The sequence below is a fragment of the Salmonella sp. GDC200615 genome (assembly GCF_050574145.1).
In the GTDB taxonomy this organism is placed as follows: Bacteria; Pseudomonadota; Gammaproteobacteria; order Enterobacterales; family Enterobacteriaceae; genus Salmonella; species Salmonella enterica.
The window spans coordinates 1,481,110-1,507,367 of sequence record NZ_CP192247.1; the positions used below are offsets into that span (position 1 = coordinate 1,481,110).

At 55.4% G+C, this 26,258-nt stretch carries 23 protein-coding genes and 1 pseudogene; 21 read left to right on the forward strand and 3 right to left on the reverse strand.

Annotation, left to right across the window (positions count from 1 at the left end; genetic code table 11):
- Nucleotides 1-47 precede the first annotated feature (47 nt).
- From lrhA to nuoN, 15 genes are all read left to right on the forward strand, one after another.
- A complete protein-coding gene (lrhA, locus tag ACQ29O_RS06875) occupies nucleotides 48-986 on the forward strand; it encodes a transcriptional regulator LrhA (protein WP_000606288.1) in 939 nt (312 codons plus the stop codon).
- Nucleotides 987-1,065: 79 nt separating this feature from the next.
- Complete coding sequence (locus ACQ29O_RS06880) at nucleotides 1,066-1,218, forward strand: STM2329 family putative cytoplasmic protein (protein ID WP_001522276.1); 153 nt, start codon at nucleotides 1,066-1,068, stop codon at nucleotides 1,216-1,218.
- A gap of 394 nt (nucleotides 1,219-1,612) precedes the next feature.
- Nucleotides 1,613-2,056, forward strand: coding sequence for an NADH-quinone oxidoreductase subunit NuoA (gene nuoA / locus ACQ29O_RS06885; RefSeq protein WP_000062993.1), 444 nt, complete (start codon nucleotides 1,613-1,615; stop codon nucleotides 2,054-2,056).
- A 15-nt stretch (nucleotides 2,057-2,071) separates the two neighbouring features.
- Complete coding sequence (gene nuoB / locus ACQ29O_RS06890; protein ID WP_000386728.1) at nucleotides 2,072-2,734, forward strand: NADH-quinone oxidoreductase subunit NuoB; 663 nt, start codon at nucleotides 2,072-2,074, stop codon at nucleotides 2,732-2,734.
- An 86-nt stretch (nucleotides 2,735-2,820) separates the two neighbouring features.
- A complete protein-coding gene (gene nuoC / locus ACQ29O_RS06895) occupies nucleotides 2,821-4,623 on the forward strand; it encodes an NADH-quinone oxidoreductase subunit C/D (RefSeq protein WP_000247852.1) in 1,803 nt (600 codons plus the stop codon).
- A 2-nt stretch (nucleotides 4,624-4,625) separates the two neighbouring features.
- Nucleotides 4,626-5,126, forward strand: coding sequence for an NADH-quinone oxidoreductase subunit NuoE (gene nuoE / locus ACQ29O_RS06900; RefSeq protein ID WP_000545038.1), 501 nt, complete (start codon nucleotides 4,626-4,628; stop codon nucleotides 5,124-5,126).
- Nucleotides 5,123-6,460 carry an NADH-quinone oxidoreductase subunit NuoF gene (gene nuoF, locus ACQ29O_RS06905; RefSeq protein ID WP_000800048.1) on the forward strand — a complete coding sequence of 446 codons (1,338 nt, stop codon included), beginning with the start codon at nucleotides 5,123-5,125 and terminating at the stop codon, nucleotides 6,458-6,460. Before nuoE ends, nuoF begins: the two co-directional genes overlap by 4 nt.
- A gap of 30 nt (nucleotides 6,461-6,490) precedes the next feature.
- Entirely contained in the window at nucleotides 6,491-9,217 is a 2,727-nt protein-coding gene (nuoG, locus tag ACQ29O_RS06910; RefSeq protein WP_014341028.1) for an NADH-quinone oxidoreductase subunit NuoG, read from the forward strand.
- Nucleotides 9,214-10,191 carry an NADH-quinone oxidoreductase subunit NuoH gene (gene nuoH / locus ACQ29O_RS06915; protein WP_045161641.1) on the forward strand — a complete coding sequence of 326 codons (978 nt, stop codon included), beginning with the start codon at nucleotides 9,214-9,216 and terminating at the stop codon, nucleotides 10,189-10,191. Before nuoG ends, nuoH begins: the two co-directional genes overlap by 4 nt.
- A 14-nt stretch (nucleotides 10,192-10,205) precedes the next feature.
- Nucleotides 10,206-10,748, forward strand: a complete 543-nt coding sequence (gene nuoI / locus ACQ29O_RS06920; protein ID WP_000172747.1) for an NADH-quinone oxidoreductase subunit NuoI — start codon at nucleotides 10,206-10,208, stop codon at nucleotides 10,746-10,748.
- A 10-nt stretch (nucleotides 10,749-10,758) separates the two neighbouring features.
- Entirely contained in the window at nucleotides 10,759-11,313 is a 555-nt protein-coding gene (gene nuoJ / locus ACQ29O_RS06925; RefSeq protein WP_000393522.1) for an NADH-quinone oxidoreductase subunit J, read from the forward strand.
- Complete coding sequence (nuoK, locus tag ACQ29O_RS06930; RefSeq protein WP_000612687.1) at nucleotides 11,310-11,612, forward strand: NADH-quinone oxidoreductase subunit NuoK; 303 nt, start codon at nucleotides 11,310-11,312, stop codon at nucleotides 11,610-11,612. The genes nuoJ and nuoK overlap by 4 nt, the downstream gene beginning before the upstream one ends.
- A complete protein-coding gene (nuoL, locus tag ACQ29O_RS06935) occupies nucleotides 11,609-13,450 on the forward strand; it encodes an NADH-quinone oxidoreductase subunit L (protein WP_001056572.1) in 1,842 nt (613 codons plus the stop codon). Before nuoK ends, nuoL begins: the two co-directional genes overlap by 4 nt.
- A gap of 313 nt (nucleotides 13,451-13,763) precedes the next feature.
- Entirely contained in the window at nucleotides 13,764-15,293 is a 1,530-nt protein-coding gene (gene nuoM / locus ACQ29O_RS06940; protein ID WP_000926428.1) for an NADH-quinone oxidoreductase subunit M, read from the forward strand.
- Between the two features lie 6 nt (nucleotides 15,294-15,299).
- Nucleotides 15,300-16,757: an NADH-quinone oxidoreductase subunit NuoN gene (nuoN, locus tag ACQ29O_RS06945; protein ID WP_000156667.1), complete on the forward strand. Its 1,458-nt coding sequence runs from the start codon at nucleotides 15,300-15,302 to the stop codon at nucleotides 16,755-16,757.
- Nucleotides 16,758-17,018: 261 nt separating this feature from the next.
- Here the strand turns inward: nuoN and ACQ29O_RS06950 are convergent, their stop codons facing one another.
- Nucleotides 17,019-17,126, reverse strand: coding sequence for a hypothetical protein (locus ACQ29O_RS06950; protein WP_001674899.1), 108 nt, complete (start codon nucleotides 17,124-17,126; stop codon nucleotides 17,019-17,021).
- 519 nt (nucleotides 17,127-17,645) lie between these two features.
- Here ACQ29O_RS06950 and ACQ29O_RS06955 point away from each other — a divergent pair.
- Nucleotides 17,646-19,436 carry a vWA domain-containing protein gene (locus tag ACQ29O_RS06955; RefSeq protein ID WP_000931756.1) on the forward strand — a complete coding sequence of 597 codons (1,791 nt, stop codon included), beginning with the start codon at nucleotides 17,646-17,648 and terminating at the stop codon, nucleotides 19,434-19,436.
- A 40-nt stretch (nucleotides 19,437-19,476) separates the two neighbouring features.
- Here the strand turns inward: ACQ29O_RS06955 and ACQ29O_RS06960 are convergent, their stop codons facing one another.
- Both ACQ29O_RS06960 and rbn read right to left on the reverse strand, forming a co-directional pair.
- Complete coding sequence (locus ACQ29O_RS06960; RefSeq protein WP_000368558.1) at nucleotides 19,477-20,478, reverse strand: chemotaxis protein; 1,002 nt, start codon at nucleotides 20,476-20,478, stop codon at nucleotides 19,477-19,479.
- 65 nt (nucleotides 20,479-20,543) lie between these two features.
- Nucleotides 20,544-21,460, reverse strand: a pseudogene (rbn, locus tag ACQ29O_RS06965) (ribonuclease BN).
- A 60-nt stretch (nucleotides 21,461-21,520) separates the two neighbouring features.
- Between rbn and ACQ29O_RS06970 the strand changes: the two are divergent.
- From ACQ29O_RS06970 to menH, 5 genes are all read left to right on the forward strand, one after another.
- The gene (locus tag ACQ29O_RS06970) at nucleotides 21,521-21,982 is read left to right on the forward strand and encodes a GNAT family N-acetyltransferase (RefSeq protein ID WP_000568155.1); all 462 of its coding nucleotides are present in this window, start codon (nucleotides 21,521-21,523) and stop codon (nucleotides 21,980-21,982) included.
- Nucleotides 21,983-22,036: 54 nt separating this feature from the next.
- The gene (gene elaB, locus ACQ29O_RS06975) at nucleotides 22,037-22,342 is read left to right on the forward strand and encodes a stress response protein ElaB (RefSeq protein ID WP_001522308.1); all 306 of its coding nucleotides are present in this window, start codon (nucleotides 22,037-22,039) and stop codon (nucleotides 22,340-22,342) included.
- Nucleotides 22,343-22,442: 100 nt separating this feature from the next.
- Nucleotides 22,443-23,738: an isochorismate synthase MenF gene (menF, locus tag ACQ29O_RS06980; RefSeq protein ID WP_000555667.1), complete on the forward strand. Its 1,296-nt coding sequence runs from the start codon at nucleotides 22,443-22,445 to the stop codon at nucleotides 23,736-23,738.
- Nucleotides 23,739-23,823: 85 nt separating this feature from the next.
- Entirely contained in the window at nucleotides 23,824-25,494 is a 1,671-nt protein-coding gene (menD, locus tag ACQ29O_RS06985; RefSeq protein WP_000116390.1) for a 2-succinyl-5-enolpyruvyl-6-hydroxy-3-cyclohexene-1-carboxylic-acid synthase, read from the forward strand.
- Nucleotides 25,491-26,249: a 2-succinyl-6-hydroxy-2,4-cyclohexadiene-1-carboxylate synthase gene (gene menH, locus ACQ29O_RS06990; RefSeq protein ID WP_000979132.1), complete on the forward strand. Its 759-nt coding sequence runs from the start codon at nucleotides 25,491-25,493 to the stop codon at nucleotides 26,247-26,249. The genes menD and menH overlap by 4 nt, the downstream gene beginning before the upstream one ends.
- Nucleotides 26,250-26,258 lie beyond the last annotated feature (9 nt).

Here is a 26,258-nt window from a genome sequence, read left to right on the forward strand (position 1 = left end):
GCATTAGCCAGGTCAGCCCGATATGACCCGCCAGTAAGTGAAAAATTATGATAAATGCAAATCGTCCGATAATTAACCTCGATCTCGATCTGCTGAGAACGTTCGTGGCCGTTGCCGATCTGAACACCTTCGCCGCGGCGGCGGCGGCGGTATGTCGTACTCAGTCTGCGGTCAGTCAGCAAATGCAGCGTCTTGAGCAACTCGTGGGAAAGGAATTGTTCGCCCGCCATGGTCGTAACAAACTTTTGACCGAACACGGTATCCAGCTTCTGGGGTACGCCAGAAAAATCCTGCGTTTTAATGATGAGGCGTGTTCATCATTAATGTTCAGTAATCTTCAGGGAGTGTTAACAATCGGCGCTTCTGATGAATCAGCTGATACTATCCTGCCTTTTTTGCTTAGCCGAATCAGCTCGGTTTATCCGAAACTCGCGCTTGATGTACGGGTAAAACGCAACGCCTATATGGTGGACATGGTTAAATCGCAGGAAGTAGATTTGGTGGTGACGACTAACCAACCTCATTCGCTGGACTGTCTGAATTTGCGGACCTCGCCCACCCATTGGTATTGTGCGGCTGAGTATGTTTTGCAAAGGGGAGAGCCCGTACCACTAGTCCTGCTGGACGATCCCAGTCCATTCCGCGATATGGTGCTGGAGACGCTAAATGCAGCGGGTATTCCCTGGCGGCTGGCCTATGTGGCGTCTACATTACCGGCGGTACGCGCGGCCGTTAAAGCCGGTCTTGGCGTAACGGCTCGACCTGTCGAAATGATGAGTCCCGACCTTCGCGTGCTGGGCGCCGCAGACGGATTACCGCCTTTGCCGGATACGGAATATCTGTTGTGCCGCGATCCCAATAGCCAGAACGAGCTGGCGATGGTGATTTTCCATGCGATGGAAAGCTATCAAAACCCATGGCATTACAACCAGTTTTCTGCAGAGGGCGGAGATGATCCGCTGATGGTGGAAGGGGGTTTTGAGTAGCTCGCAGGCAAAAGGCGCTAAGTCGTAAATGTAAAAAAGAGCCGCTGGCGATGAAAAAACGCTCAGTGGCTCTTTTTTTGTGCCCATCTGTACGCGCTTAACCGCACAAATTGTAAAAGTTGCGGTAAATCAGCCAGTAGCGATTCGCAGTTCAATGTGGGCAAAAAATAACCAGAACATCCATTTTATGAATTTGCATGTTAAAAAACTAGAGAAATTGTTGCTGTTTTAGGGGGTGAATTAACAAAAGCGTGTCACAGATCAAGAAAATACTCCCATTTAGGGGGAGGCATCTTCACAAATTCCTGTCAAAATAGGTGTGTGTTATTTCTTTTGCTTCACAACGGACACGATTCAACAACATAAAATCCCCCCTGGTCGAAGAGTCATTTTCTCCAGGATGGCACTTAATGTTAATGATGATGAATTGATGTAAATTAATGTGAAGGAACTTTTGTTAAAGTTGACAAAAGGTTATAGAAAGGAGTAAAAAACCACATCAATTAGCTGTTTTTATCATTTTCTACAGTAATTGTAGGGTTTTTTTTATTCCTCCCCATGAATCGATGTGGCGTCCATCTGCCGTAAAGAGCAGAGGAACTGGCGCTACTTTTGATGAGTAAGCAATGAGTATGTCAACATCCACTGAAGTCATCGCTCATCACTGGGCATTCGCTATCTTTCTTATCGTTGCCATTGGCCTGTGCTGCCTGATGCTGGTAGGCGGTTGGTTTTTGGGCGGTCGCGCACGCGCGAGGCACAAGAACGTTCCGTTTGAATCAGGTATCGACTCGGTCGGCACCGCCCGCTTACGCCTGTCTGCCAAGTTTTACCTGGTAGCCATGTTCTTCGTTATCTTCGACGTTGAAGCGCTGTATCTGTTCGCATGGTCGACTTCTATCCGCGAAAGCGGCTGGGTTGGCTTTGTGGAAGCTGCAATTTTTATTTTTGTGTTACTGGCTGGTCTGGTTTATCTGGCGCGTATTGGCGCGTTGGACTGGACGCCCGCGCGTTCACGCCGCGAGCGTATGAACCCGGAAACGAACAGTATCGCTAATCGTCAACGCTAACCGCGAGGCATTAAGATGGATTATACGCTCACCCGCATAGATCCTAACGGTGAGAATGACCGTTACCCCCTGCAAAAACAGGAGATCGTAACCGACCCCCTGGAGCAGGAAGTTAACAAAAACGTGTTCATGGGCAAACTGCATGACATGGTTAACTGGGGCCGTAAAAACTCAATTTGGCCCTACAACTTCGGCCTTTCTTGCTGCTATGTAGAGATGGTGACCTCTTTTACCGCAGTGCATGACGTTGCCCGTTTCGGCGCGGAAGTGCTGCGTGCGTCGCCACGTCAGGCTGACCTGATGGTGGTGGCCGGGACCTGCTTTACCAAAATGGCCCCGGTTATTCAGCGTCTGTATGACCAAATGCTGGAGCCAAAATGGGTCATTTCTATGGGCGCCTGCGCCAACTCCGGCGGCATGTACGATATTTATTCGGTAGTGCAGGGCGTTGATAAGTTCATCCCGGTGGATGTGTATATCCCTGGCTGTCCGCCGCGTCCGGAAGCGTATATGCAGGCGTTGATGCTGCTGCAAGAATCGATTGGCAAAGAGCGCCGTCCGCTCTCATGGGTGGTGGGCGATCAGGGCGTGTATCGCGCCAATATGCAGCCAGAACGCGAACGTAAACGCGGCGAGCGTATTGCCGTCACGAACCTGCGTACCCCGGACGAGATTTAATTTGCGCCTGTCGGCAGCAGCACTTCACTTCGCTAACCACTATTTTAATAGCGCGAAGCACTGCCGACCACCACGGACCATTTGCAATGGTGAACAATATGACCGACTTAACCGCGCAAGACGCTGCATGGAGTACCCGCGATCATCTTGATGATCCGGTTATCGGCGAACTGCGCAACCGTTTTGGGCCGGATGCCTTTACCGTTCAGGCGACCCGCACCGGTATCCCCGTTGTTTGGGTCAAGCGTGAACAACTACTGGAGGTTGGCGATTTCTTAAAGAAACTGCCGAAACCTTACGTCATGCTGTTTGACTTACACGGCATGGATGAACGCCTGCGTACGCACCGTGACGGGTTACCCGCCGCGGATTTTTCCGTTTTCTACCACCTGATTTCCATTGAGCGTAATCGCGATATCATGCTCAAGGTGGCGTTGTCTGAAAACGACCTGCGCGTGCCGACCTTCACTAAACTTTTCCCTAACGCCAACTGGTACGAGCGTGAGACCTGGGAGATGTTTGGTATTGATATCGAAGGCCACCCGCACCTGACGCGCATCATGATGCCGCAAACCTGGGAAGGCCATCCGCTGCGTAAAGATTATCCGGCGCGCGCGACCGAATTCGACCCGTTTGAGCTGACCAAAGCCAAGCAGGATCTGGAAATGGAAGCGCTGACCTTTAAGCCGGAAGACTGGGGGATGAAGCGCGGGACTGACAACGAGGACTTTATGTTCCTCAACCTCGGCCCGAACCACCCGTCTGCGCACGGTGCGTTTCGTATTATCCTGCAACTTGACGGTGAAGAAATCGTCGACTGCGTGCCGGATATCGGCTATCACCACCGCGGCGCCGAAAAAATGGGCGAGCGACAGTCCTGGCATAGCTACATTCCCTATACCGACCGTATCGAATACCTCGGTGGTTGCGTCAATGAAATGCCGTACGTGCTGGCGGTAGAAAAGTTGGCAGGGATCACCGTCCCGGATCGTGTGAACGTCATCCGCGTGATGCTCTCCGAACTGTTCCGCATTAACAGTCATCTGCTGTACATCTCGACCTTTATTCAGGACGTCGGCGCGATGACGCCGGTCTTCTTTGCCTTTACCGACCGGCAGAAAATTTATGACCTGGTGGAAGCCATTACCGGTTTCCGTATGCACCCGGCCTGGTTCCGTATCGGCGGCGTCGCGCACGACTTGCCGCGCGGTTGGGATCGCCTGCTGCGAGAGTTCCTTGAGTGGATGCCGAAGCGTCTGGATTCTTACGAGAAAGCCGCGCTGCGTAACACTATTCTGAAAGGGCGTTCGCAGGGCGTTGCCGCTTACGGCGCGAAAGAGGCGCTGGAGTGGGGCATCACCGGCGCAGGGCTGCGCGCGACCGGGATCGACTTCGACGTACGTAAATGGCGTCCATACTCTGGCTACGAAAACTTTGACTTTGAAGTGCCGGTGGGCGGCGGCGTTTCCGACTGCTATACCCGCGTGATGCTGAAAGTGGAAGAGCTGCGCCAGAGTCTGCGCATTCTTCAGCAGTGCCTCGATAACATGCCGGAAGGGCCGTTCAAAGCGGATCACCCGCTGACCACGCCGCCGCCGAAAGAGCGCACGCTGCAACATATCGAAACCCTGATCACCCACTTCCTGCAGGTCTCCTGGGGCCCGGTGATGCCGGCGCAGGAGTCCTTCCAGATGGTGGAAGCGACGAAGGGGATTAACAGTTACTACCTGACCAGCGACGGCAGCACTATGAGCTACCGTACCCGCGTGCGCACGCCGAGCTTTGCGCACCTGCAGCAGATTCCCTCGGCGATCCGCGGTAGCCTGGTCTCCGACCTGATTGTCTATCTGGGTAGTATCGATTTTGTTATGTCAGATGTGGACCGCTAATTATGCACGAGAATCAACAACCACAAACCGAGGCTTTTGAGCTGAGTGCGGCAGAGCGTGAAGCGATAGAGCACGAGAAGCACCACTACGAAGACCCGCGTGCGGCGTCCATTGAAGCGCTGAAAATCGTTCAGAAGCAGCGTGGCTGGGTGCCGGACGGCGCGATCTACGCTATTGCCGATGTGCTGGGTATTCCGGCGAGCGACGTCGAAGGCGTCGCCACATTCTACAGCCAGATTTTCCGTCAGCCGGTCGGTCGCCACGTGATTCGCTACTGCGACAGCGTGGTGTGCCATATCACCGGCTATCAGGGGATTCAGGCCGCGCTGGAAAAAAATCTCAACATCAAACCGGGGCAGACGACCTTTGATGGTCGCTTTACGCTGCTGCCGACCTGCTGCCTGGGGAATTGCGATAAAGGGCCGAACATGATGATTGATGAGGATACTCACAGCCATCTGACCCCGGAAGCCATTCCTGAACTACTGGAGCGGTATAAATGAAAAACGTTATCCGTACTCCCGAAACCCATCCGCTGACCTGGCGTCTGCGCGATGACAAACAGCCGGTCTGGCTGGATGAATATCGTAGCAAAAACGGCTACGAAGGCGCGCGTAAGGCGCTGACCGGCCTGTCTCCGGATGAAATCGTCAGCCAGGTAAAAGACGCCGGTCTGAAAGGGCGCGGCGGCGCGGGCTTTTCCACCGGTCTGAAGTGGAGCCTGATGCCGAAAGATGAATCCATGAACATCCGTTACCTGCTGTGTAACGCCGATGAAATGGAGCCGGGCACCTATAAAGACCGTCTGCTGATGGAACAACTGCCGCACCTGCTGGTGGAAGGCATGCTGATCTCCGCGTTCGCGCTGAAAGCGTATCGCGGCTACATCTTCCTGCGCGGCGAATATATCGAAGCGGCTGTACATTTGCGCCGTGCGATTGCTGAAGCCACCGAGGCCGGGCTGCTTGGCAAAAATATCATGGGCACCGGGTTCGACTTTGAACTGTTTGTCCACACCGGGGCAGGGCGTTACATCTGTGGTGAAGAAACGGCGCTGATTAACTCCCTCGAAGGCCGCCGCGCGAACCCACGCTCCAAGCCGCCCTTCCCGGCGACCTCCGGCGTATGGGGCAAACCGACCTGTGTGAATAACGTCGAAACGTTGTGCAACGTCCCGGCAATCCTCGCCAACGGCGTGGAGTGGTACCAGAACATCTCGAAAAGCAAAGATGCGGGTACCAAGCTGATGGGCTTCTCAGGCCGCGTGAAGAATCCGGGCCTGTGGGAATTACCGTTCGGCACCACCGCGCGCGAGATCCTCGAAGACTACGCGGGCGGTATGCGCGATGGCCTGAAATTCAAAGCCTGGCAGCCTGGCGGGGCGGGAACCGACTTCCTGACCGAGGCGCATCTTGACCTGCCGATGGAGTTCGAAAGCATCGGTAAAGCAGGCAGCCGTCTGGGCACCGCGCTGGCGATGGCGGTAGACCACGAAATCGGCATGGTGTCGCTGGTGCGTAACCTGGAAGAGTTCTTTGCCCGCGAATCCTGCGGCTGGTGTACGCCATGCCGCGACGGGCTGCCGTGGAGCGTGAAAATTCTGCGCGCGCTGGAGCGTGGCGAAGGCCAGCCGGGGGATATCGAGACACTTGAGCAACTGTGTCGTTTCCTCGGACCGGGTAAAACCTTCTGCGCGCATGCGCCGGGCGCGGTTGAGCCACTGCAAAGCGCAATTAAGTATTTCCGCGAAGAATTCGAAGCTGGCATCAAGCAGCCGTTCAGCAATACCCATTTAATCAATGGTATTCAGCCGAACCTGCTCAAAGAGCGCTGGTGAGTTAACGATTTTTAATTTGGAAGCATGCTAATGGCTACGATTCATGTAGACGGCAAAGAATACGAGGTCAACGGCGCGGACAACCTGCTACAGGCATGTCTGTCCCTCGGCCTTGATATTCCGTATTTTTGCTGGCACCCGGCGCTGGGAAGCGTCGGTGCTTGCCGCCAGTGTGCGGTGAAGCAATACCAAAACGCGGAAGATACGCGGGGTCGCCTGGTGATGTCCTGTATGACGCCAGCCACCGACGGTACCTTTATCTCTATTGACGACGAAGAAGCGAAACAGTTCCGTGAAAGCGTGGTGGAGTGGCTGATGACTAACCACCCGCACGACTGTCCGGTCTGTGAAGAGGGCGGTAACTGCCATCTTCAGGATATGACCGTGATGACGGGTCACAGTTTCCGTCGCTACCGTTTCACCAAACGTACCCACCGCAACCAGGATCTGGGGCCGTTCATCTCTCACGAAATGAACCGCTGCATCGCCTGCTACCGTTGTGTGCGTTACTACAAAGATTATGCCGACGGCACCGATCTGGGCGTCTATGGCGCGCATGACAATGTCTACTTCGGGCGTCCGGAAGACGGTACGCTGGAAAGCGAATTCTCCGGTAACCTGGTCGAGATTTGCCCGACCGGCGTCTTCACCGATAAAACGCACTCCGAGCGTTACAACCGTAAATGGGACATGCAGTTTGCGCCGAGCATCTGCCAGCAGTGTTCCATCGGCTGTAACATCAGCCCGGGCGAGCGCTATGGCGAATTACGCCGTATCGAAAACCGTTACAACGGTACCGTTAACCACTACTTCCTCTGCGACCGCGGTCGTTTCGGCTATGGCTATGTGAACCTGAAAGACCGTCCGCGTCAGCCGGTTCAGCGCCGTGGCGACGACTTCATCACCCTCAACGCCGAGCAGGCGATGCAGGGCGCGGCGGATATTCTGCGCCAGTCGAAGAAAGTGATCGGTATCGGTTCGCCACGCGCCAGCATTGAGAGCAACTTTGCGCTGCGTGAACTGGTTGGTGCGGAAAACTTCTACACCGGTATCGCGCGCGGCGAGCAGGAACGTCTGCAACTGGCGCTGAAAGTGCTGCGTGAAGGCGGCATTTACACCCCGGCGCTGCGGGAAATCGAATCTTATGACGCGGTACTGGTCTTGGGCGAAGACGTTACCCAGACCGGCGCGCGCGTTGCGCTGGCGGTACGTCAGGCGGTGAAAGGTAAAGCGCGTGAAATGGCGGCGGCGCAGAAAGTGGCCGACTGGCAGATTGCGGCCATCCTTAACATCGGCCAGCGTGCCAAACATCCGCTGTTCGTGACCAACGTGGACGACACCCGTCTGGATGATATCGCCGCCTGGACCTATCGCGCGCCGGTGGAAGATCAGGCGCGCCTGGGCTTTGCGATTGCCCATGCGCTGGACAATACAGCGCCTGCGGTTGACGGTATCGACAGCGACTTGCAAAACAAAATTGATGTCATTGTGCAGGCGTTGGCCGGCGCGAAAAAACCGCTGATTATCTCCGGCACTAACGCCGGTAGCAGTGAGGTGATTCAGGCGGCCGCCAACGTGGCGAAAGCGCTGAAAGGCCGTGGCGCCGACGTCGGTATTACTATGATTGCCCGCTCCGTGAACAGCATGGGGCTGGGTATGATGGGAGGCGGTTCGCTTGACGATGCGTTGGGCGAGCTGGAAACCGGCAGCGCGGACGCGGTGGTGGTGCTGGAAAACGATCTCCACCGTCATGCAAGCGCTACGCGCGTGAACGCCGCGCTCGCCAAAGCGCCGCTGGTGATGGTGGTTGACCATCAGCGCACGGCGATTATGGAAAACGCGCATCTGGTGCTTTCCGCGGCAAGCTTCGCCGAAAGCGATGGTACGGTCATCAACAACGAAGGCCGCGCGCAGCGCTTCTTCCAGGTTTATGATCCGGCCTACTACGATAACAAGACGATTATGCTGGAAAGCTGGCGCTGGCTGCATTCGCTGCACAGCACCGTCGAAAACCGCGAAGTGGACTGGACACAGCTTGACCATGTGATCGACGCGGTCATTGCCGCCATGCCGCAATTTGCCGGCATTAAAGACGCCGCGCCGGATGCGACCTTCCGCATTCGTGGGCAGAAGCTGGCGCGCGAACCGCATCGTTACAGCGGTCGTACGGCGATGCGCGCCAATATCAGCGTGCATGAACCACGTCAGCCGCAGGATAAAGACACCATGTTCGCCTTCTCGATGGAAGGGAGTAACCAACCGACTGCCCCGCGATCTGAAATTCCGTTCGCCTGGGCGCCGGGCTGGAACTCCCCGCAGGCGTGGAACAAATTCCAGGATGAAGTGGGCGGCAAACTGCGTCACGGCGATCCGGGCGTGCGTTTGATTGAAGCGACTGAGGGCGGTCTGGATTATTTCACTACCGTGCCGGCAAGCTTCCAGGCGCAGGACGGTCAGTGGCGTATTGCGCCGTATTACCACCTGTTTGGCAGCGACGGATTGTCTCAGCGTTCTCCGGTCTTCCAGAGCCGTATGCCGCAGCCGTATATCAAACTTAACCCGGCGGATGCCGCGAAGTTGGGCGTCAATGCCGGGACGCGCGTCTCCTTTAGCTACGATGGCAATACGGTGACGCTGCCGGTTGAAATCTCTGAAGGGTTAGCGGCAGGGCAGGTAGGGCTGCCGATGGGTATGCCTGGCATCGCGCCGGTTCTGGCTGGCGCGCGTCTTGAGGATCTGCGGGAGGCGCAACAATGAGTTGGATTACACCGGATCTGATTGAGATCCTGCTGAGCATTCTCAAAGCGGTGGTGATTCTGCTGGTGGTCGTCACCTGCGGGGCCTTCATGAGCTTTGGCGAACGTCGTCTGCTGGGTCTGTTCCAGAACCGTTATGGACCAAACCGCGTTGGCTGGGGCGGCTCGCTCCAGCTGGTCGCGGATATGATCAAGATGTTCTTTAAAGAAGACTGGATCCCGAAATTCTCGGATCGCGTCATCTTTACCCTGGCGCCGATGATCGCATTTACTTCGCTGCTGCTCTCCTTCGCTATTGTGCCGGTTAGCCCTAATTGGGTGGTGGCCGATTTAAACATCGGGATTTTGTTCTTCCTGATGATAGCCGGTCTGGCGGTTTACGCGGTGCTGTTCGCCGGTTGGTCGAGCAACAACAAATACTCGCTGCTGGGCGCGATGCGCGCGTCTGCCCAAACGGTGAGCTATGAAGTGTTTCTTGGTCTTTCCCTGATGGGCGTGGTGGCGCAGGCCGGTTCATTTAATATGACCGATATCGTCAATAACCAGGCGCATCTGTGGAACGTGATTCCGCAATTCTTTGGGTTTGTTACTTTCGCCATCGCGGGCGTAGCGGTCTGTCACCGTCACCCGTTTGACCAGCCGGAAGCCGAGCAGGAACTGGCGGACGGTTACCACATCGAATATTCCGGTATGAAATTCGGTCTGTTCTTCGTGGGGGAGTACATCGGTATCGTCACCGTTTCCGCGCTGATGGTAACGCTGTTCTTCGGTGGCTGGCATGGCCCGTTCTTACCGCCATTCGTCTGGTTCGCGCTGAAAACCGCGTTCTTCATGATGATGTTCATTTTGATTCGTGCGTCGTTACCGCGTCCGCGTTATGACCAGGTAATGTCCTTCGGCTGGAAAGTTTGCCTGCCGCTGACGCTCATCAACTTGCTGGTAACGGCGGCTGTCATTCTGTGGCAGGCGCAATAAGGGACACAAAGACCATGACCTTAAAAGAATTATTAGTAGGTTTCGGCACTCAGGTACGCAGTATCTGGATGATCGGCCTGCATGCGTTCGCCAAACGCGAAACGCGGATGTATCCGGAAGAGCCGGTCTATTTACCGCCCCGTTACCGTGGCCGTATCGTGCTCACGCGCGACCCGGACGGCGAAGAGCGCTGCGTTGCCTGCAACCTGTGCGCGGTAGCCTGTCCGGTAGGCTGTATCTCTCTGCAAAAAGCGGAGACCAAAGATGGCCGCTGGTATCCGGAATTTTTCCGCATTAACTTCTCACGCTGCATCTTCTGCGGCCTGTGCGAAGAAGCGTGCCCGACCACGGCGATTCAGTTGACCCCGGACTTCGAACTGGGCGAATACAAACGTCAGGATCTGGTGTACGAAAAAGAGGATCTGCTGATTTCCGGTCCGGGCAAATACCCGGAATATAACTTCTACCGGATGGCGGGTATGGCAATCGACGGCAAAGATAAAGGCGAAGCAGAGAACGAAGCCAAGCCTATCGACGTCAAGAGCCTGTTACCGTAAGGAGAGGGCAATGGAATTCGCTTTTTATATCTGTGGCCTGATAGCCATCCTCGCGACCCTGCGAGTGATCACCCATACCAATCCGGTACACGCGCTGTTGTATCTGGTGATATCGCTACTGGCGATTTCCGGGGTGTTCTTTTCGCTGGGCGCTTACTTTGCCGGTGCGCTGGAAATTATCGTCTACGCAGGCGCCATCATGGTGCTGTTTGTGTTCGTGGTGATGATGCTCAACCTCGGCGGCAGCGAAATCGAACAGGAACGCCAGTGGCTGAAGCCGCAGGTGTGGATTGGTCCGGCGGTTTTGTCGGCCATTATGCTGGCGGTCATTGTGTACGCCATTCTGGGCGTTAACGACCAGGGCATCGACGGCACGCCGATTAGCGCGAAAGCGGTGGGCATTACGCTGTTCGGGCCTTATGTTCTGGCGGTCGAACTGGCGTCTATGCTGCTGCTGGCAGGCCTGGTGGTGGCGTTCCACGTCGGTCGTGAAGAGCGTGCGGGCGAAGTGCTAAGCAACCGCGCCGATGACCGCGCGAAAAGAAAAACGGAGGAGCGCGCATGATCCCCTTAACACACGGACTGATCCTCGCTGCGATTTTATTCGTCCTGGGTTTAACCGGTCTGGTTATCCGCCGCAATCTGCTGTTTATGCTGATCGGGCTGGAAATCATGATTAACGCCTCCGCGCTGGCCTTTGTGGTCGCCGGGAGCTACTGGGGCCAGACCGATGGTCAGGTGATGTACATTCTCGCCATCAGCCTTGCGGCTGCGGAAGCGAGTATTGGACTTGCGCTGTTGCTGCAACTCCATCGCCGTCGCCAGAACCTGAACATCGATTCAGTAAGTGAGATGCGTGGATGAACATGCTTGCCTTAACCATTATTCTGCCATTGATTGGCTTTGTACTGCTGGCGTTCTCTCGCGGACGCTGGTCGGAAAATCTCTCCGCGACTATTGGCGTGGGCTCCGTTGGTCTGGCGGCGTTGGTGACAGCGTTTGTCGGGATGGATTTCTTCGCCAACGGCAAACAGGCGTTCAGCCAGCCGCTGTGGACGTGGATGTCGGTCGGTAACTTCAACATCGGTTTTAACCTGGTGCTGGACGGCCTGTCGCTGACTATGCTCTCTGTGGTCACCGGCGTCGGCTTCCTGATCCACATGTTCGCGTCCTGGTACATGCGTGGGGAAGAGGGCTACTCCCGCTTCTTCGCTTATACCAACCTGTTTATCGCCAGCATGGTTGTTCTGGTGCTGTCCGATAACCTGCTGTTGATGTACCTCGGCTGGGAAGGCGTGGGCCTGTGCTCTTATCTGTTGATCGGCTTCTATTACAGCGATCCGAAGAATGGCGCAGCGGCAATGAAAGCCTTCGTGGTGACCCGTGTCGGTGACGTGTTCCTCGCCTTCGCGCTGTTCATTCTCTACAACGAACTGGGCACGCTGAACTTCCGCGAAATGGTCGAGCTGGCGCCAGCGCACTTTGCTGACGGCAACAACATGCTGATGTGGGCGACGCTGATGCTGCTGGGCGGCGCGGTCGGTAAATCTGCGCAGCTACCGTTGCAGACCTGGCTTGCCGACGCGATGGCCGGCCCGACGCCGGTCTCCGCGTTGATCCACGCCGCGACGATGGTTACCGCCGGTGTCTACCTGATTGCACGCACGCATGGCCTGTTCCTGATGACGCCGGAAATTCTGCATCTGGTGGGTATTATCGGGGCGATTACGCTGGTCATGGCGGGTTTCGCCGCGCTGGTGCAGACCGACATCAAACGCGTGCTGGCCTATTCCACCATGAGCCAGATTGGCTACATGTTCCTGGCGCTGGGCGTGCAGGCGTGGGATGCGGCGATTTTCCATCTGATGACCCATGCGTTCTTCAAAGCGCTGCTGTTCCTGGCGTCCGGTTCCGTCATTCTGGCCTGCCATCACGAACAGAACATCTTTAAGATGGGCGGTCTGCGTAAGTCTATTCCGCTGGTGTATGCCTGCTTCCTGGTGGGCGGCGCGGCGCTGTCGGCGCTGCCGCTGGTCACTGCGGGCTTCTTCAGTAAGGATGAGATCCTGGCTGGCGCGATGGCGAACGGTCATATCAATCTGATGGTGGCAGGTCTGGTCGGCGCGTTCATGACCTCCTTGTACACCTTCCGGATGATTTTCATCGTATTCCACGGTAAAGAACAAATTCATGCTCATGCAGGGAAGGGGATTACCCACCATCTGCCGCTGATTGTCCTGATGATTCTGTCTACCTTTGTTGGCGCGCTGATTGTGCCGCCTCTGCAGGGGGGGCTGCCGCAGACAACTGAACTGGCGCATGGTCGTGTGTTGACCCTGGAAATTACCTCTGGCGTAGTGGCGATTGCCGGCATCCTGATTGCCGCATGGCTGTGGCTGGGTAAACGTACGCTGGTGACGTCGATCGCCAACAGCGCGCCGGGCCGTCTGCTGGGCACCTGGTGGTATAACGCCTGGGGCTTTGACTGGCTGTACGACAAAGCATTCGTCAAGCCATTCCTCGGTATCGCCTGGCTGCTGAAGCGCGACCCGCTTAATGCGTTGATGAACATTCCGGCTATCCTTTCCCGTTTTGCAGGCAAAGGCCTGGTACTGAGCGAGAACGGTTATTTGCGCTGGTATGTGGCATCCATGAGCATCGGCGCGGTTGTAGTGCTGGCGCTGTTGATGGTACTGCGTTGAGTTTGTTGGCTGGATGAACGACTGCCGGATGGCGCAGTGCTTATCCGGCCTACAAACCCAAAAATAATTTTTAGAATTCGTTGAAAATCTGTTCCTGAAGTACAGGCGTCATCGGCGAAGTCAGACCGGATACCGCCAGCGCACAGCAACCGGAGCGTACTGAAGTACGTGAGGATGATTCGCGAAGCTCACCCCTACGGGGCCGTCCTTACGGACGTTCAAAACGCGCTGCGTTTTGTGTGAGCACTGGCAGGATTTGGGCTGACGAGTGAGATAGCCTGAGCAGGAGTAAATATAAGGGACATACTTAGCTATGTTATTACCTTGGTTGATATTAATCCCCTTTATCGGCGGCTTTCTGTGCTGGCAGACCGAACGCTTTGGCGTGAAGGTGCCGCGCTGGATAGCGCTGATTACCATGGGGCTGACGCTGGCGCTCGGTCTGCAATTGTGGTTGCAGGGCGGCTACTCACTGACGCAATCCGCCGGTATTCCACAGTGGCAATCTGAATTTGTTCTGCCGTGGATCCCGCGTTTTGGCATCTCTATCCATCTGGCGCTCGACGGACTGTCGCTGCTAATGGTGGTGCTGACCGGCCTGCTCGGCGTTCTGGCGGTGCTTTGCTCCTGGCGAGAAATCGAAAAATATCAGGGCTTCTTCCACCTGAACCTGATGTGGATCTTAGGCGGCGTTATCGGCGTGTTCCTGGCCATCGACATGTTCCTGTTCTTCTTCTTCTGGGAAATGATGCTGGTGCCGATGTACTTCCTGATAGCGCTGTGGGGCCACAAAGCTTCTGACGGGAAAACGCGTATCACGGCGGCGACCAAGTTCTTCATCTACACCCAGGCGAGTGGTCTGGTGATGCTGATTGCCATCCTGGCGCTGGTCTTTGTGCACTACAACGCGACCGGCGTGTGGACCTTCAACTATGAAGAGCTGCTGAATACGCCGATGTCCCACGGTGTGGAATATCTGCTGATGCTGGGCTTCTTCATCGCCTTCGCGGTGAAAATGCCGGTGGTTCCGCTGCATGGCTGGCTGCCGGATGCGCACTCCCAGGCGCCGACCGCCGGTTCCGTCGACCTGGCCGGTATCTTGCTGAAAACCGCCGCTTACGGTCTGCTGCGTTTCTCCCTGCCATTGTTCCCGAACGCGTCGGCGGAGTTTGCGCCTATCGCCATGTGGCTGGGCGTTATCGGCATTTTCTACGGCGCGTGGATGGCCTTTACCCAATACGACATCAAGCGCCTGATTGCCTATACCTCCGTTTCCCACATGGGCTTCGTGCTGATCGCTATCTACACCGGCAGTCAGCTGGCGTACCAGGGCGCGGTGATTCAGATGATTGCACACGGTTTGTCCGCAGCCGGTCTGTTCATTCTGTGCGGCCAGTTGTACGAACGTCTGCATACGCGTGACATGCGTATGATGGGCGGCCTGTGGGGCAAGATGAAGTGGTTGCCTGCGCTGTCCATGTTCTTTGCGGTGGCGACGCTCGGTATGCCGGGCACCGGTAACTTTGTCGGCGAATTTATGATTCTGTTCGGCAGCTACCAGGTGGTGCCGATGATTACCGTGATCTCCACTTTTGGGTTGGTATTCGCCTCTGTATACTCGCTGGCGATGCTGCATCGCGCTTACTTTGGTAAAGCGAAGAGCCAGATTGCCAGCCAGGAACTGCCAGGGATGTCGCTGCGCGAGCTGTTTATCATTCTGTTGCTGGTGGTGCTTCTGGTACTGCTTGGCTTCTATCCGCAGCCGATTCTGGATACCTCGCATTCTGCGATGAGCAACATCCAGCAGTGGTTTGTTAATTCTGTTACTACTACAAGGCCGTAAATCGCCATGACAATAACTCCACAACACCTGATTGCGCTGCTACCGCTGCTGATTGTCGGCTTGACGGTGGTGGTTGTGATGCTCTCCATTGCGTGGCGACGCAATCATTTCCTCAATGCCACGCTGTCGGTCATTGGGCTTAACGCTGCTCTGGTTTCGCTTTGGTTTGTCGGCCAGGCTGGGGCAATGGACGTCACGCCGCTAATGCGCGTTGACGGCTTTGCGATGCTCTACACCGGGCTGGTGCTGCTGGCGAGCCTCGCCACCTGCACCTTTGCCTACCCGTGGCTTGAAGGCTATAACGATAACCAGGAAGAGTTCTACCTGCTGGTGTTAATCGCCAGCCTGGGCGGAATTCTGCTGGCGAACGCCAACCATCTGGCGGCGCTGTTCCTCGGTATTGAACTGATCTCACTGCCGCTGTTCGGCCTGATTGGTTATGCTTTCCGCCAGAAACGCTCGCTGGAAGCCAGTATCAAATACACCATCCTCTCCGCCGCCGCCTCGTCTTTCCTGCTGTTCGGGATGGCGTTGGTGTACGCGCAGTCCGGCAACCTGTCTTTCGAAGCGCTCGGTAAGAGCCTCGGCGATGGTATGCTGCACGAGCCGTTGCTGCTGGCGGGCTTTGGCCTGATGATTGTCGGTCTGGGCTTTAAACTCTCTCTGGTGCCGTTCCACCTGTGGACGCCAGACGTTTACCAGGGCGCGCCTGCGCCGGTTTCCACCTTCCTGGCGACGGCGAGCAAAATCGCTATCTTCGGCGTGGTGATGCGTCTGTTCCTGTATGCGCCGGTAGGCGACAGCGAAGCGGTACGCGTGGTGCTGGGCATTATCGCCTTTGCCTCTATCATCTTCGGTAACCTGATGGCGCTGAGCCAGACCAACATCAAACGTCTGCTCGGTTACTCTTCTATCTCTCACCTCGGCTATCTGCTGGTGGCGCTGATTGCCCTGCAGAGCGGCGAGATGTCGATGGAAGCGGTAGGCGTTTATCTGGCCGGTTATCTGTTCAGCAGCCTCGGCGCGTTTGGCGTGGTCAGCCTGATGTCCAGCCCGTTCCGCGGCCCGGATGCCGACTCCCTGTACTCTTACCGTGGTCTGTTCTGGCACCGTCCGGTTCTTGCCGCGGTGATGACGGTGATGATGCTGTCGCTGGCAGGTATCCCAATGACGCTGGGCTTTATCGGCAAATTCTACGTGCTGGCGGTCGGCGTTCAGGCCAGCCTGTGGTGGCTGGTCGCCGCCGTGGTGGTGGGTTCCGCGATTGGTTTGTACTACTACCTGCGCGTTGCGGTGAGTCTCTACCTGCACGCGCCGCAGCAACCGGGACGCGACGCGCCGACAAACTGGCAGTACAGCGCAGGCGGTATCGTGGTGCTGATCTCCGCGTTGCTGGTGTTGGTACTGGGCGTCTGGCCGCAGCCGCTGATTAGCCTTGTGCAACTGGCGATGCCGCTGATGTAATGCCGCGTTGATGATGTCAATAACCGCCGATTTATCGGCGGTTGAGGCTGATGAGCAATACCTGAGCCTCTAAATGTTGGATTGCATCCAACTTATGAAAACCTGTGACGCATAGAGACCATAGACTCGTTGGGTGAGGCGTAGCCGAAACCCAACACTTTTCCGATGAACGCAGAGCCGGATGTTGGGCGGTTCCGTAAGCGCCAGCGGTTTCATATGGGTAATTCACAATAATTGTCGAAGTGATAAACATATGGCCCATTACTCCGCTATAAAAATTATAACGTGACTGTCATTTCTCAGGCATCGCTGATAAAAACTCAGCAGTTTGTCCATTTCTTGCATCAGGCAGTGGAACAACTCTCCCAACTGTTTTCGTGACCCGTTTCCCGGATAAATGTCTATCTCATCGACTTCAATGGGAAAAATTTGATCTGAAGCGTATTTCTGTCAGCGTTTTTCAAGGCGTCCGCTCGCGCTCACTTCATTATTTCATGTGACGGCGGCATATAATATCTTTCCATCAATAACGTGAGTGTCGGCACGGCTTAATAGATTGCTGTTTGGTGGGTTGTAAAAGGAAGTATCGGCGAGGGCACAGTGCAGATAGTCCCCCATCTTATATATTCACTTTTGGTAAATCGGTCACCTGTAAATAGTGTTCTTCACGCAGAATCTGTGGGTCGAACGCCAGCAACTGATTAAGCCGTTCATCTTAAACGTAAATATTATTTACCTCAAAAATATAATTATCTTTTTTATTATTGGTGGCTATTAACGCAGGTAAAATTATTTTCTACTTTCGTCATGCTGATAATAAAAGTAAAGCGGAATATAATGCAGGACATCTGCAGAAAATTACCCGAATATAATTGAAAAGGAATTTGTATGCTTAATGGAAAAACATTAATGCTGTTGTTGGGTGGGGTTGTTCTCTCGGGCTGTGGGCCGGAGCCCTCCGACCCACAGGGAAATAATCCGGCTGAGTTAAAACAGGAGCAGGCTATCCAGAAAGAAAATAGCGCTCAGGCCGGGGATGACACTGTCCAGAAAAGACAAGCCGAGGCCGCCCAACAGGCTGCGAAAAAAGCAGCCGAATATAAAGCGAATACTGAAGCCAAAGCCCTGGCAGATGCCAAAGCGGCATCTCTGGCAACAGCCGAAGCACCGCAATATGAAATGCGGACACGTGCCGCGGCATCAAAAGCGTTCGCTGCACAAGGCGGTAATGTAATGGGGACCGCGCGTTACGAACACTACGATGAAAATCCGATTAAACAGGTAAGTCAGGCGCCGCTCGCCACGTTTAGTCTGGATGTAGACACTGGCAGCTACGCTAACGTGCGGCGCTTTCTGAATCAGGGACAACTGCCGCCGCCGGAAGCCGTGCGGGTAGAAGAGATGCTCAACTATTTTCCCGCGCCTCAGCCCGTTGCGGATAAGCAGGATAACACTAAACCCATTGCGGCCTGTATACCGATGCCATTTGCGGTTAAATACGAACTGGCTCCCTCGCCGTGGAACGCGCAGCGTACGCTATTAAAAGTTGATGTTCAGGCCCGGGACATGCAGGTCAGGGATCTGCCACCTGCCAACCTGGTTTTTCTCATTGATACTTCTGGTTCTATGCAGCCAGCGGAACGCCTGCCGCTGATCCAGTCGGCGCTAAAACTGCTGGTGAACGATCTGCGTGCGCAGGATAACATCACGATTGTGACCTACGCGGGCGGCACTCACGTCGCGCTGGCGTCTACAGCGGGAAATAACACAACCGCGATTAAAGCGGCAATTGATAATCTGGATGCTTACGGGAGTACCGGTGGTGAAGCGGGATTACGGCTAGCCTACGAGCAGGCCGAAAAAGGGTTTATCAAAGGCGGCGTTAACCGCATTTTGTTGACCACCGACGGTGATTTTAACCTCGGTATTACCGATCCCAAAGACATCGAAGCGCTGGTAAAAAAAGAGCGTGAGAAAGGTATTACCTTATCTACGCTGGGCGTCGGCGATGACAATTTCAACGAAGCCATGATGGTGAGGATTGCTGATGTGGGTAACGGCAATTACAGCTACATCGACTCCCTCTCCGAGGCGCAAAAAGTCCTCAAGGATGAGATGCATCAAACGCTGGTCACCGTTGCCAAAGATGTAAAATCGCAAATCGAATTTAATCCGCAGTGGGTGACTGAGTACCGGCAGATTGGTTATGAAAAACGCCAACTGCGCGACGAGGATTTCAATAACGATAAGGTTGATGCCGGTGATATCGGCGCGGGTAAACACGTCACGCTATTCTTTGAACTGACGCTTAACGGGCAGAAAGCCTCGGTGGATAAACTGCGCTACGCTCAGGACAAAGCCGCCTCAAAGCCAACAAAATCAAGCGAGCTGGCGTGGATCAAATTGCGCTGGAAAGCGCCGCAGGGCAGCGAAAGTACATTAGCCGAGTTCCCGGTCGTTATGGGAAAAATGCCGATCTTTGCTGACGCCTCTGAAGATTTTCGTTTCCGCGCGGCGGTAGCGGCTTTCGGGCAAAAACTGCGTGGCTCAGAAACGCTGGCAGATACGACCTGGCCGCAAATTATTAAATGGGGTGAACAGGCGCGCGGGGAAGATAGACAAGGCTATCGCGCGGAGTTTATTAAACTGGTAAAACTGGCGGAAGGCTTGTCTCACTAAGCGTCAGGGGATGCCTGTACTGTAGGCATCCCCTGTTACGTCAGGCGCTTTTGCGGCTGATCAGTGGTCCCTGGCTGTTTGTTGCTGCGCGCTCCAGCACTTCCTGAATGACCGAAGAGAGTTCGTTAATCTCAAACTTGGCCACGTAGCCGTCGGCCTTCACCTTACGTATATGATCTTCGTTGGCGCTGCCGGAAAGGGAAGAGTGAATAACGACCGGGATCTTTTTCAGCCGTTCATCGGTTTTAATTTTACGCGTTAATGTAAAGCCATCCATCTCCGGCATCTCAAGATCTGTCAGGACCAGCGCGATTTTCTCGCTAATTGGCTTACCTTCGGCCTCCGCTTCCTGCGCCAGTTGCTGGATTCTCTCCCATGCATCCTTGCCGGTCACATGCATCTGGTGCGGAATTCCCATCGCGTTCAGCCCTTTTTCCAGCATCGCGCGGGCGACTTTGGAGTCTTCCGCCACAATGGCTACCGCGCCAGGGGTAATATAAAATTTATTGGTCTTCAGATTGGTGGCGCGCAGGTCGTGGCTGGAGGGGACAATATCATAAAGGATCTGCTCAACGTCGAGCACCAGCGCCAGGTTGTTGGTTTCTTTGTTATCATCCAGGCAGGCAATACTGGTGATGTAGCGACCGTTGACGGCTTTCTCGGCGGTATGCACCTGTTGCCAGTCAAGACGCATAATATTTTCCACCGACTCGACGGCAAATGCCTGTACGCTGCGCGCATATTCGGTGATCAGCAAAATATTCAGCCCGGTTTCCGGCTTGCAGCCCGCTACCGCTGGCAAATCAATCACTGGAATGACCTGATCCCGAATATTGACCATGCCCAATAGCGGCGCTTTCATGCCTGCCGGGCGCGTAAAGGCGGGCATTGGTACGATTTCGCGCAGCTTAAATACATTGATGCCGAACAGCTCTGACTTCTGTTCATGCAGCGATGTACCAAGACGGAATAACAGCAGTTCAAAACGGTTGGACAGGGTTAAATTGGCCCTGTCATCAATATCTTTCTGAAAATTGTCCATCCTAACCTCATTATGAAAGCCTGCCTTTTTTAGTGTTATCGGCAATGAGGACAAAAAATGAAGCGCTAAACCGGGAAAACAGAAAAATCGTAAGCCAGCTCCGTCGCCGGGAAAATAGCGCGGCATTCCGCCAGTAAGCGCTGACAGCCTTTATCGTCATAGCGTGAGCTAATATGGGTCATGATCAGCCGACCGACGGCAGCTTCCCGCGCCAGCGTCGCGGTTTGACGGGTGGAGCTGTGTCCGCGAGCGTTGGCTTTCTCCTCCATTGACGCATCCAGCGTGGTTTCATGGACCATCACATCCACGCCTTGCGCCAGCGCGAGGGCGGCCTCGCAGGGCGCGGTATCGCCGAAAATCGCCACTGATTTCCCGGCCACGGCGGGAGCAAGGTAGTCGGCGCCATTGATCTGCCTTCCATCGGCAAGTGTGACGGTTTTTCCTGCCTTCAACGCCTGAAACAGCGGGCCGGGCGTAACGCCTGCGGCTTTTAACGCCCTGGCATTCAGCGCGCCAGGCTTGTCATGTTCAACAACGCGATATCCGTAGCACTCCAGTGGATGCTCCAGCCTGAATGCGGTCACTTTACGCAGACCGTCGTCAAGAATATCGCCTGCGCTAACTTCTTCAATTTGCAACGGAAAATCGGTCCATGAACCGCTAAGACGCAGTGTGGTTGCAATAAACTCACGCACGCCTTGAGGCCCGTATACGGTTAGCGGATGGGGGTTCCCCGCCATCGACCGGCTGCATAGCAGACCCGGCAGGCCAAACAGATGATCGCCGTGAAGATGGCTGATAAAAATGCGCTCAAGCTTACCGGGATGAAACGCGGTATTAAGCATTTGATGCTGTGTCCCTTCGCCGCAATCAAAAAGCCATACTCCCGGCTGCGTTGGATGTTGCAGATGTAATAAAATTGCCGTTACATTGCGTGAGCCGTGGGAACGCCTGCGGACGTACCTAAAAAAATTAATTCCATCTTGTCCATACACGTTTGGTTATCGTTTAACCCAAGATTACCACAACACAGGAGCGCATCATGATTGACTGGCAGGATCTCCACCATAGTGAACTTACCGTTCCTCAACTTTACGCGTTACTCAAATTGCGCTGCGCGGTCTTTGTGGTAGAACAGCGCTGTCCTTACCTGGATGTGGATGGCGATGATTTAGTCGGCGACAATCGGCATATTCTGGGCTGGCATCAGGATGAGCTGGTGGCGTATGCGAGGATTCTGAAAAGCGATAACGAATCAGACCCGGTTGTCATTGGCCGGGTGATCGTCAGCGATGCCTGGCGAGGGGCGAAACTGGGCCAGCAATTAATGGCGAAAACGCTGGAATCTTGTGGGCGGCACTGGCCGGATAAGCCGCTATATCTGGGAGCGCAGGCGCATCTGCAACCTTTTTATGCGCGGTTTGGTTTTATTCCCGTCACCGATGTTTATGACGAAGACGGCATTCCGCACCGGGGAATGGCGCGGGAGGTTCATCAGGCATAAACCGAAACCGTTGACTATAGTTAGGAGCAGGTGTTAACACAACGGAGAATGAGAATGTCATATCAATTTGGTGAATCACGTGTTGATGATGATCTGACTTTGCTCAGCGAAACGCTGGAAGAGGTTTTACGTTCCTCAGGCGATCCCGCCGATCAAAAATACATTGAGCTGAAAGCCCGCGCGGAACAAGCGCTGGAAGAGGTGAAAAACCGCGTAAGCCATGCGTCGGATAGCTATTATTACCGGGCAAAGCAGGCCGTTTATAAAGCGGATGACTACGTTCATGAAAAACCCTGGCAGGGTATTGGCGTAGGCGCGGCGGTAGGACTGGTGCTTGGACTGCTGCTGGCGCGGCGCTAAATCCCCCCACTGAACAGAATTGCAACCCTCCCTAAATGAGGTACTGCTTTTTTAGGGCAGTACCCCGTATAATGTGGGGTTTTTAACAGGGAGGGTCCGCGTGCATTCTATTACTACTGCGCTGGAAAATCTGACGCGTCAGCTATCGCAAGAGATACCGGCGACGCCAGGGCTTTGCGTTTTCGATGCGCCTTTCCCTTTAAACGATGCCTTCGATGCATTGAGCTGGCTGGCCAGCCAGTCATCCTTTCCGCAATTCTACTGGCAACAGCGCAATGGCGACGAAGAAGCTGCCGTTCTCGGGGCCATCACCGTATTTTCATCGCTCGATCTGGCGCAACGGTTTTTACGTCAGCACGCGCAGCCTGACCTGCGTATTTGGGGGCTGAATGCGTTCGAGCCGAAAGAGGGCTACTTATTGCTGCCGCGGCTGGAGTGGCGATGTAGCGGTGGTACGGCGACCTTACGCTTACATCTGCACAGTGACGTTTCGCTACGCGATGATGCGCGCCAGGCGAAAGCGTTTCTCGCTTCTCTGGTCGGCATTAAGCCTGTTCCGGCGCTACGCCTTTCGCTCACGAGCGAACAACACTGGCCGGACAAAGACGGTTGGGTGAAGCTGATTCAGCAGGCCACCCACACCATTGCGCAAGAGGCGTTTGATAAAGTTGTGCTGGCGCGGGCCACCGACTTACAATTCTCCCGTCCGGTCAATGCCGCCGCGATGATGGCGTCCAGTCGTCGTTTAAATCTCAACTGCTACCACTTTTTTATGGCCTTTTCCGCCGATACCGCCTTTCTGGGATCATCGCCGGAGCGGCTCTGGCGGCGGCGTGAAACGGCGCTGCGTACCGAAGCGCTGGCTGGGACGGTGGCGAACCATCCGGATAACCATAAAGCCTGGCAGCTTGGCGAATGGTTAATGAAAGACGATAAAAACCAGCGAGAAAATATGCTGGTTGTCGAAGACATCTGCCAGCGACTGCAAAACTGCACCCACTCGCTGGATGTGCTGCCGCCGCAGGTGCTCAGACTGCGCAAGGTTCAGCATTTGCGCCGCTGTATCTGGACGGCGCTTAATCAGGCGGACGACACGCTCTGCCTGCACCAGTTACAGCCTACCGCAGCGGTCGCCGGGATCCCTCGTGAACCCGCGCGTTGTTTTATAGAACAACATGAGCCGTTCGAACGTGAATGGTATGCCGGGTCGGCAGGCTATCTCTCCACGCGGCAAAGTGAGTTTTGCGTGACGTTACGTTCAGCCAAAGTGACGGCCAATGTGGTGCGATTGTATGCCGGCGCGGGAATCGTCCGCGGCTCCGATCCGGAACAGGAATGGCAGGAAATAGATAATAAAGCGGCCGGGTTACGTACCTTATTGCAGATGGATGCGTAATGAGTCACATATTCCCGACCCATATCAATAATCCATTTTTGCAGCTCTTTATACTTAGTCCCAATGATTGATACCGGACAAACTCATGTCAGTAAGTGCATTTAACCGGCGCTGGGCGGCGGTCATCCTGGAAGCCTTAACCCGTCATGGCGTCAGGCATGTTTGTATCGCCCCTGGTTCCCGTTCCACGCCGCTCACGTTGGCGGCGGCAGAGAATCCTGCTTTTATTCACCATACGCACTTTGATGAGCGTGGGCTTGGTCATCTGGCGTTAGGGCTGGCGAAAGTCAGCCAACAGCCGGTTGCCGTTATTGTCACTTCAGGTACCGCCGTGGCGAACCTCTATCCGGCGCTGATTGAGGCGGGGCTGACGGGCGAGAAGCTCATTTTACTTACCGCCGATCGCCCGCCGGAGCTGATTGACTGCGGCGCCAACCAGGCGATCCGTCAGGCGGGGATGTTTGCCTCGCACCCCTCCCAAACTCTGTCGTTGCCGCGTCCCACGCAGGATATTCCGGCGCGCTGGCTGGTGTCGACCATCGACAATGCGCTCGCCATGCTTCATGCGGGCGCGCTGCACATTAACTGTCCTTTTGCCGAACCGCTGTATGGCGATATGAATGACACCGGTCTGGTCTGGCAGCAGCGTCTCGGCGACTGGTGGCAGGATGAAAAACCCTGGCTGCGCGAAGCGCGTCGACTGGAAAGCGACAAACAGCGCGACTGGTTTTTCTGGCGACAAAAACGCGGCGTCGTTGTCGCCGGGCGTATGAGCGCGGAAGAAGGCAAAAAAGTGGCGCAGTGGGCGCAAACTCTGGGATGGCCATTAATTGGCGACGTATTGTCGCAAACCGGGCAGCCGCTGCCGTGCGCCGACCTGTGGCTCGGCAACGCCAAAGCGGTGACCGAACTGCAGCAGGCGCAGATTGTCGTCCAGCTTGGCAGTAGCCTTACCGGAAAACGCTTACTGCAATGGCAGGCAACCTGCGAGCCGGAAGAGTATTGGGTAATCGACAATATTGAAGGTCGTCTGGACCCTGCGCACCATCGTGGACGCAGACTGGTAGCGAAAATCGCCGACTGGCTGGAACTACATCCGGCGGAAAAACGTAAACCGTGGTGTGTAGAGATCCCGCGTCTGGCGGAACTGGCGTGGCAACGGGTGGTCGCGCAGCGAGACACCTTTGGCGAAGCGCAGCTGGCGCACCGTATCCGCGACTATCTGCCGGAGCAGGGGCAATTTTTCGTGGGCAATAGTCTGGTGGTGCGTCTGATCGACGCGCTGTCACAGTTGCCGGCTGGCTATCCGGTATACAGCAATCGCGGGGCGAGCGGCATTGACGGCCTGCTTTCCACGGCGGCAGGCGTGCAGCGCGCCAGCGCCAAATCGACGCTGGCTATCGTCGGCGATTTATCCGCGCTGTACGATCTTAACGCGCTGGCGTTACTACGTCAGGTATCCGCGCCGTTTGTGTTGATTGTGGTCAACAATAACGGCGGGCAGATCTTTTCCCTGCTGCCGACGCCGCAAAGCAAACGCGAGCGCTTTTATTTGATGCCGCAAAACGTCCATTTTGACCATGCGGCCGCCATGTTTAACCTGCGCTATCATCGCCCGGAAAACTGGGAAGAGCTGGAGTCTGCGCTGGCTGGCGCGTGGCGAACCCCGGCGACAACGGTGATTGAGCTGGTGGTAAACGATACGGACGGCGCGCAGACGTTGCAGCAACTTTTGGCTCAGGTAAGCCATCTATGATGTTGCACGCGCAGCACATGCCCGGACAGCCTGGGGCGCCCTCACTGGTTTTCCTGCACGGTTTTTCTGGCGATTGCCGTGAATGGCAGCCGGTTGGCGAACAGTTTCACGGCTGTTCGCGGCTTTATATTGACTTACCGGGACATGGCGGATCTGCGGCTATTCCGGTCGGCGGCTTTGCCGATGTCATCAGATTACTGCGCGCTACGTTAATTAGTTACAACATACTAAAGTTTTGGTTGGTGGGATACTCCCTTGGCGGCCGGGTGGCGATGATGGCAGCCTGCCAGGGAATACCAGGCCTGTGCGGCCTGGTGGTTGAAGGCGGTCATCCGGGGCTGCAAAATGAACAGGCGCGCGCTGAAAGACGATTGTCCGACGGGCGCTGGGCAGAGCGTTTTCGTCATGAACCATTGACTGAGGTTTTTCACGACTGGTATCAGCAGCCGGTGTTCGCCTCGCTGACGGCGCAGCAAAGACAGGCGCTAACGGCGCTGCGTAGCCAGAATAACGGCGAAACGCTGGCTGCGATGCTGGAGGCGACATCGCTTGCCGTCCAGCCGGATTTACGCGAGGCGCTCAACGCGCTGGCATTTCCGTTTTATTATTTATGTGGCGAACGCGACAGCAAATTCCGCGCCCTGGCGCAGGAAGTGGCGGCGACATGCCATGTCATTCGTAACGCCGGACACAACGCGCATCGGGAAAACCCCGCTGGCGTGGTAGACAGTCTGGCTCAGATTCTGCGTCTCTGACTAAAGGAC

Excerpts from the sequence above, each read along its gene's own strand:
- nuoM (WP_000926428.1), top strand. The coding sequence starts at position 13,764 with ATGTTATTACCTTGGTTGATATTAATCCCCTTTATCGGCGGCTTTCTG.
- lrhA (WP_000606288.1), top strand. The coding sequence starts at position 48 with ATGATAAATGCAAATCGTCCGATAATTAACCTCGATCTCGATCTGCTG.
- nuoI (WP_000172747.1), top strand. The coding sequence starts at position 10,206 with ATGACCTTAAAAGAATTATTAGTAGGTTTCGGCACTCAGGTACGCAGT.
- nuoG (WP_014341028.1), top strand. The coding sequence starts at position 6,491 with ATGGCTACGATTCATGTAGACGGCAAAGAATACGAGGTCAACGGCGCG.
- nuoL (WP_001056572.1), top strand. The coding sequence starts at position 11,609 with ATGAACATGCTTGCCTTAACCATTATTCTGCCATTGATTGGCTTTGTA.
- nuoF (WP_000800048.1), top strand. The coding sequence starts at position 5,123 with ATGAAAAACGTTATCCGTACTCCCGAAACCCATCCGCTGACCTGGCGT.
- ACQ29O_RS06960 (WP_000368558.1), bottom strand. The coding sequence starts at position 20,478 with ATGGACAATTTTCAGAAAGATATTGATGACAGGGCCAATTTAACCCTG.
- nuoK (WP_000612687.1), top strand. The coding sequence starts at position 11,310 with ATGATCCCCTTAACACACGGACTGATCCTCGCTGCGATTTTATTCGTC.
- nuoJ (WP_000393522.1), top strand. The coding sequence starts at position 10,759 with ATGGAATTCGCTTTTTATATCTGTGGCCTGATAGCCATCCTCGCGACC.
- nuoH (WP_045161641.1), top strand. The coding sequence starts at position 9,214 with ATGAGTTGGATTACACCGGATCTGATTGAGATCCTGCTGAGCATTCTC.
- nuoE (WP_000545038.1), top strand. The coding sequence starts at position 4,626 with ATGCACGAGAATCAACAACCACAAACCGAGGCTTTTGAGCTGAGTGCG.
- nuoC (WP_000247852.1), top strand. The coding sequence starts at position 2,821 with ATGGTGAACAATATGACCGACTTAACCGCGCAAGACGCTGCATGGAGT.
- menD (WP_000116390.1), top strand. The coding sequence starts at position 23,824 with ATGTCAGTAAGTGCATTTAACCGGCGCTGGGCGGCGGTCATCCTGGAA.
- ACQ29O_RS06970 (WP_000568155.1), top strand. The coding sequence starts at position 21,521 with ATGATTGACTGGCAGGATCTCCACCATAGTGAACTTACCGTTCCTCAA.
- nuoN (WP_000156667.1), top strand. The coding sequence starts at position 15,300 with ATGACAATAACTCCACAACACCTGATTGCGCTGCTACCGCTGCTGATT.
- menH (WP_000979132.1), top strand. The coding sequence starts at position 25,491 with ATGATGTTGCACGCGCAGCACATGCCCGGACAGCCTGGGGCGCCCTCA.
- ACQ29O_RS06955 (WP_000931756.1), top strand. The coding sequence starts at position 17,646 with ATGCTTAATGGAAAAACATTAATGCTGTTGTTGGGTGGGGTTGTTCTC.
- nuoA (WP_000062993.1), top strand. The coding sequence starts at position 1,613 with ATGAGTATGTCAACATCCACTGAAGTCATCGCTCATCACTGGGCATTC.
- elaB (WP_001522308.1), top strand. The coding sequence starts at position 22,037 with ATGTCATATCAATTTGGTGAATCACGTGTTGATGATGATCTGACTTTG.
- nuoB (WP_000386728.1), top strand. The coding sequence starts at position 2,072 with ATGGATTATACGCTCACCCGCATAGATCCTAACGGTGAGAATGACCGT.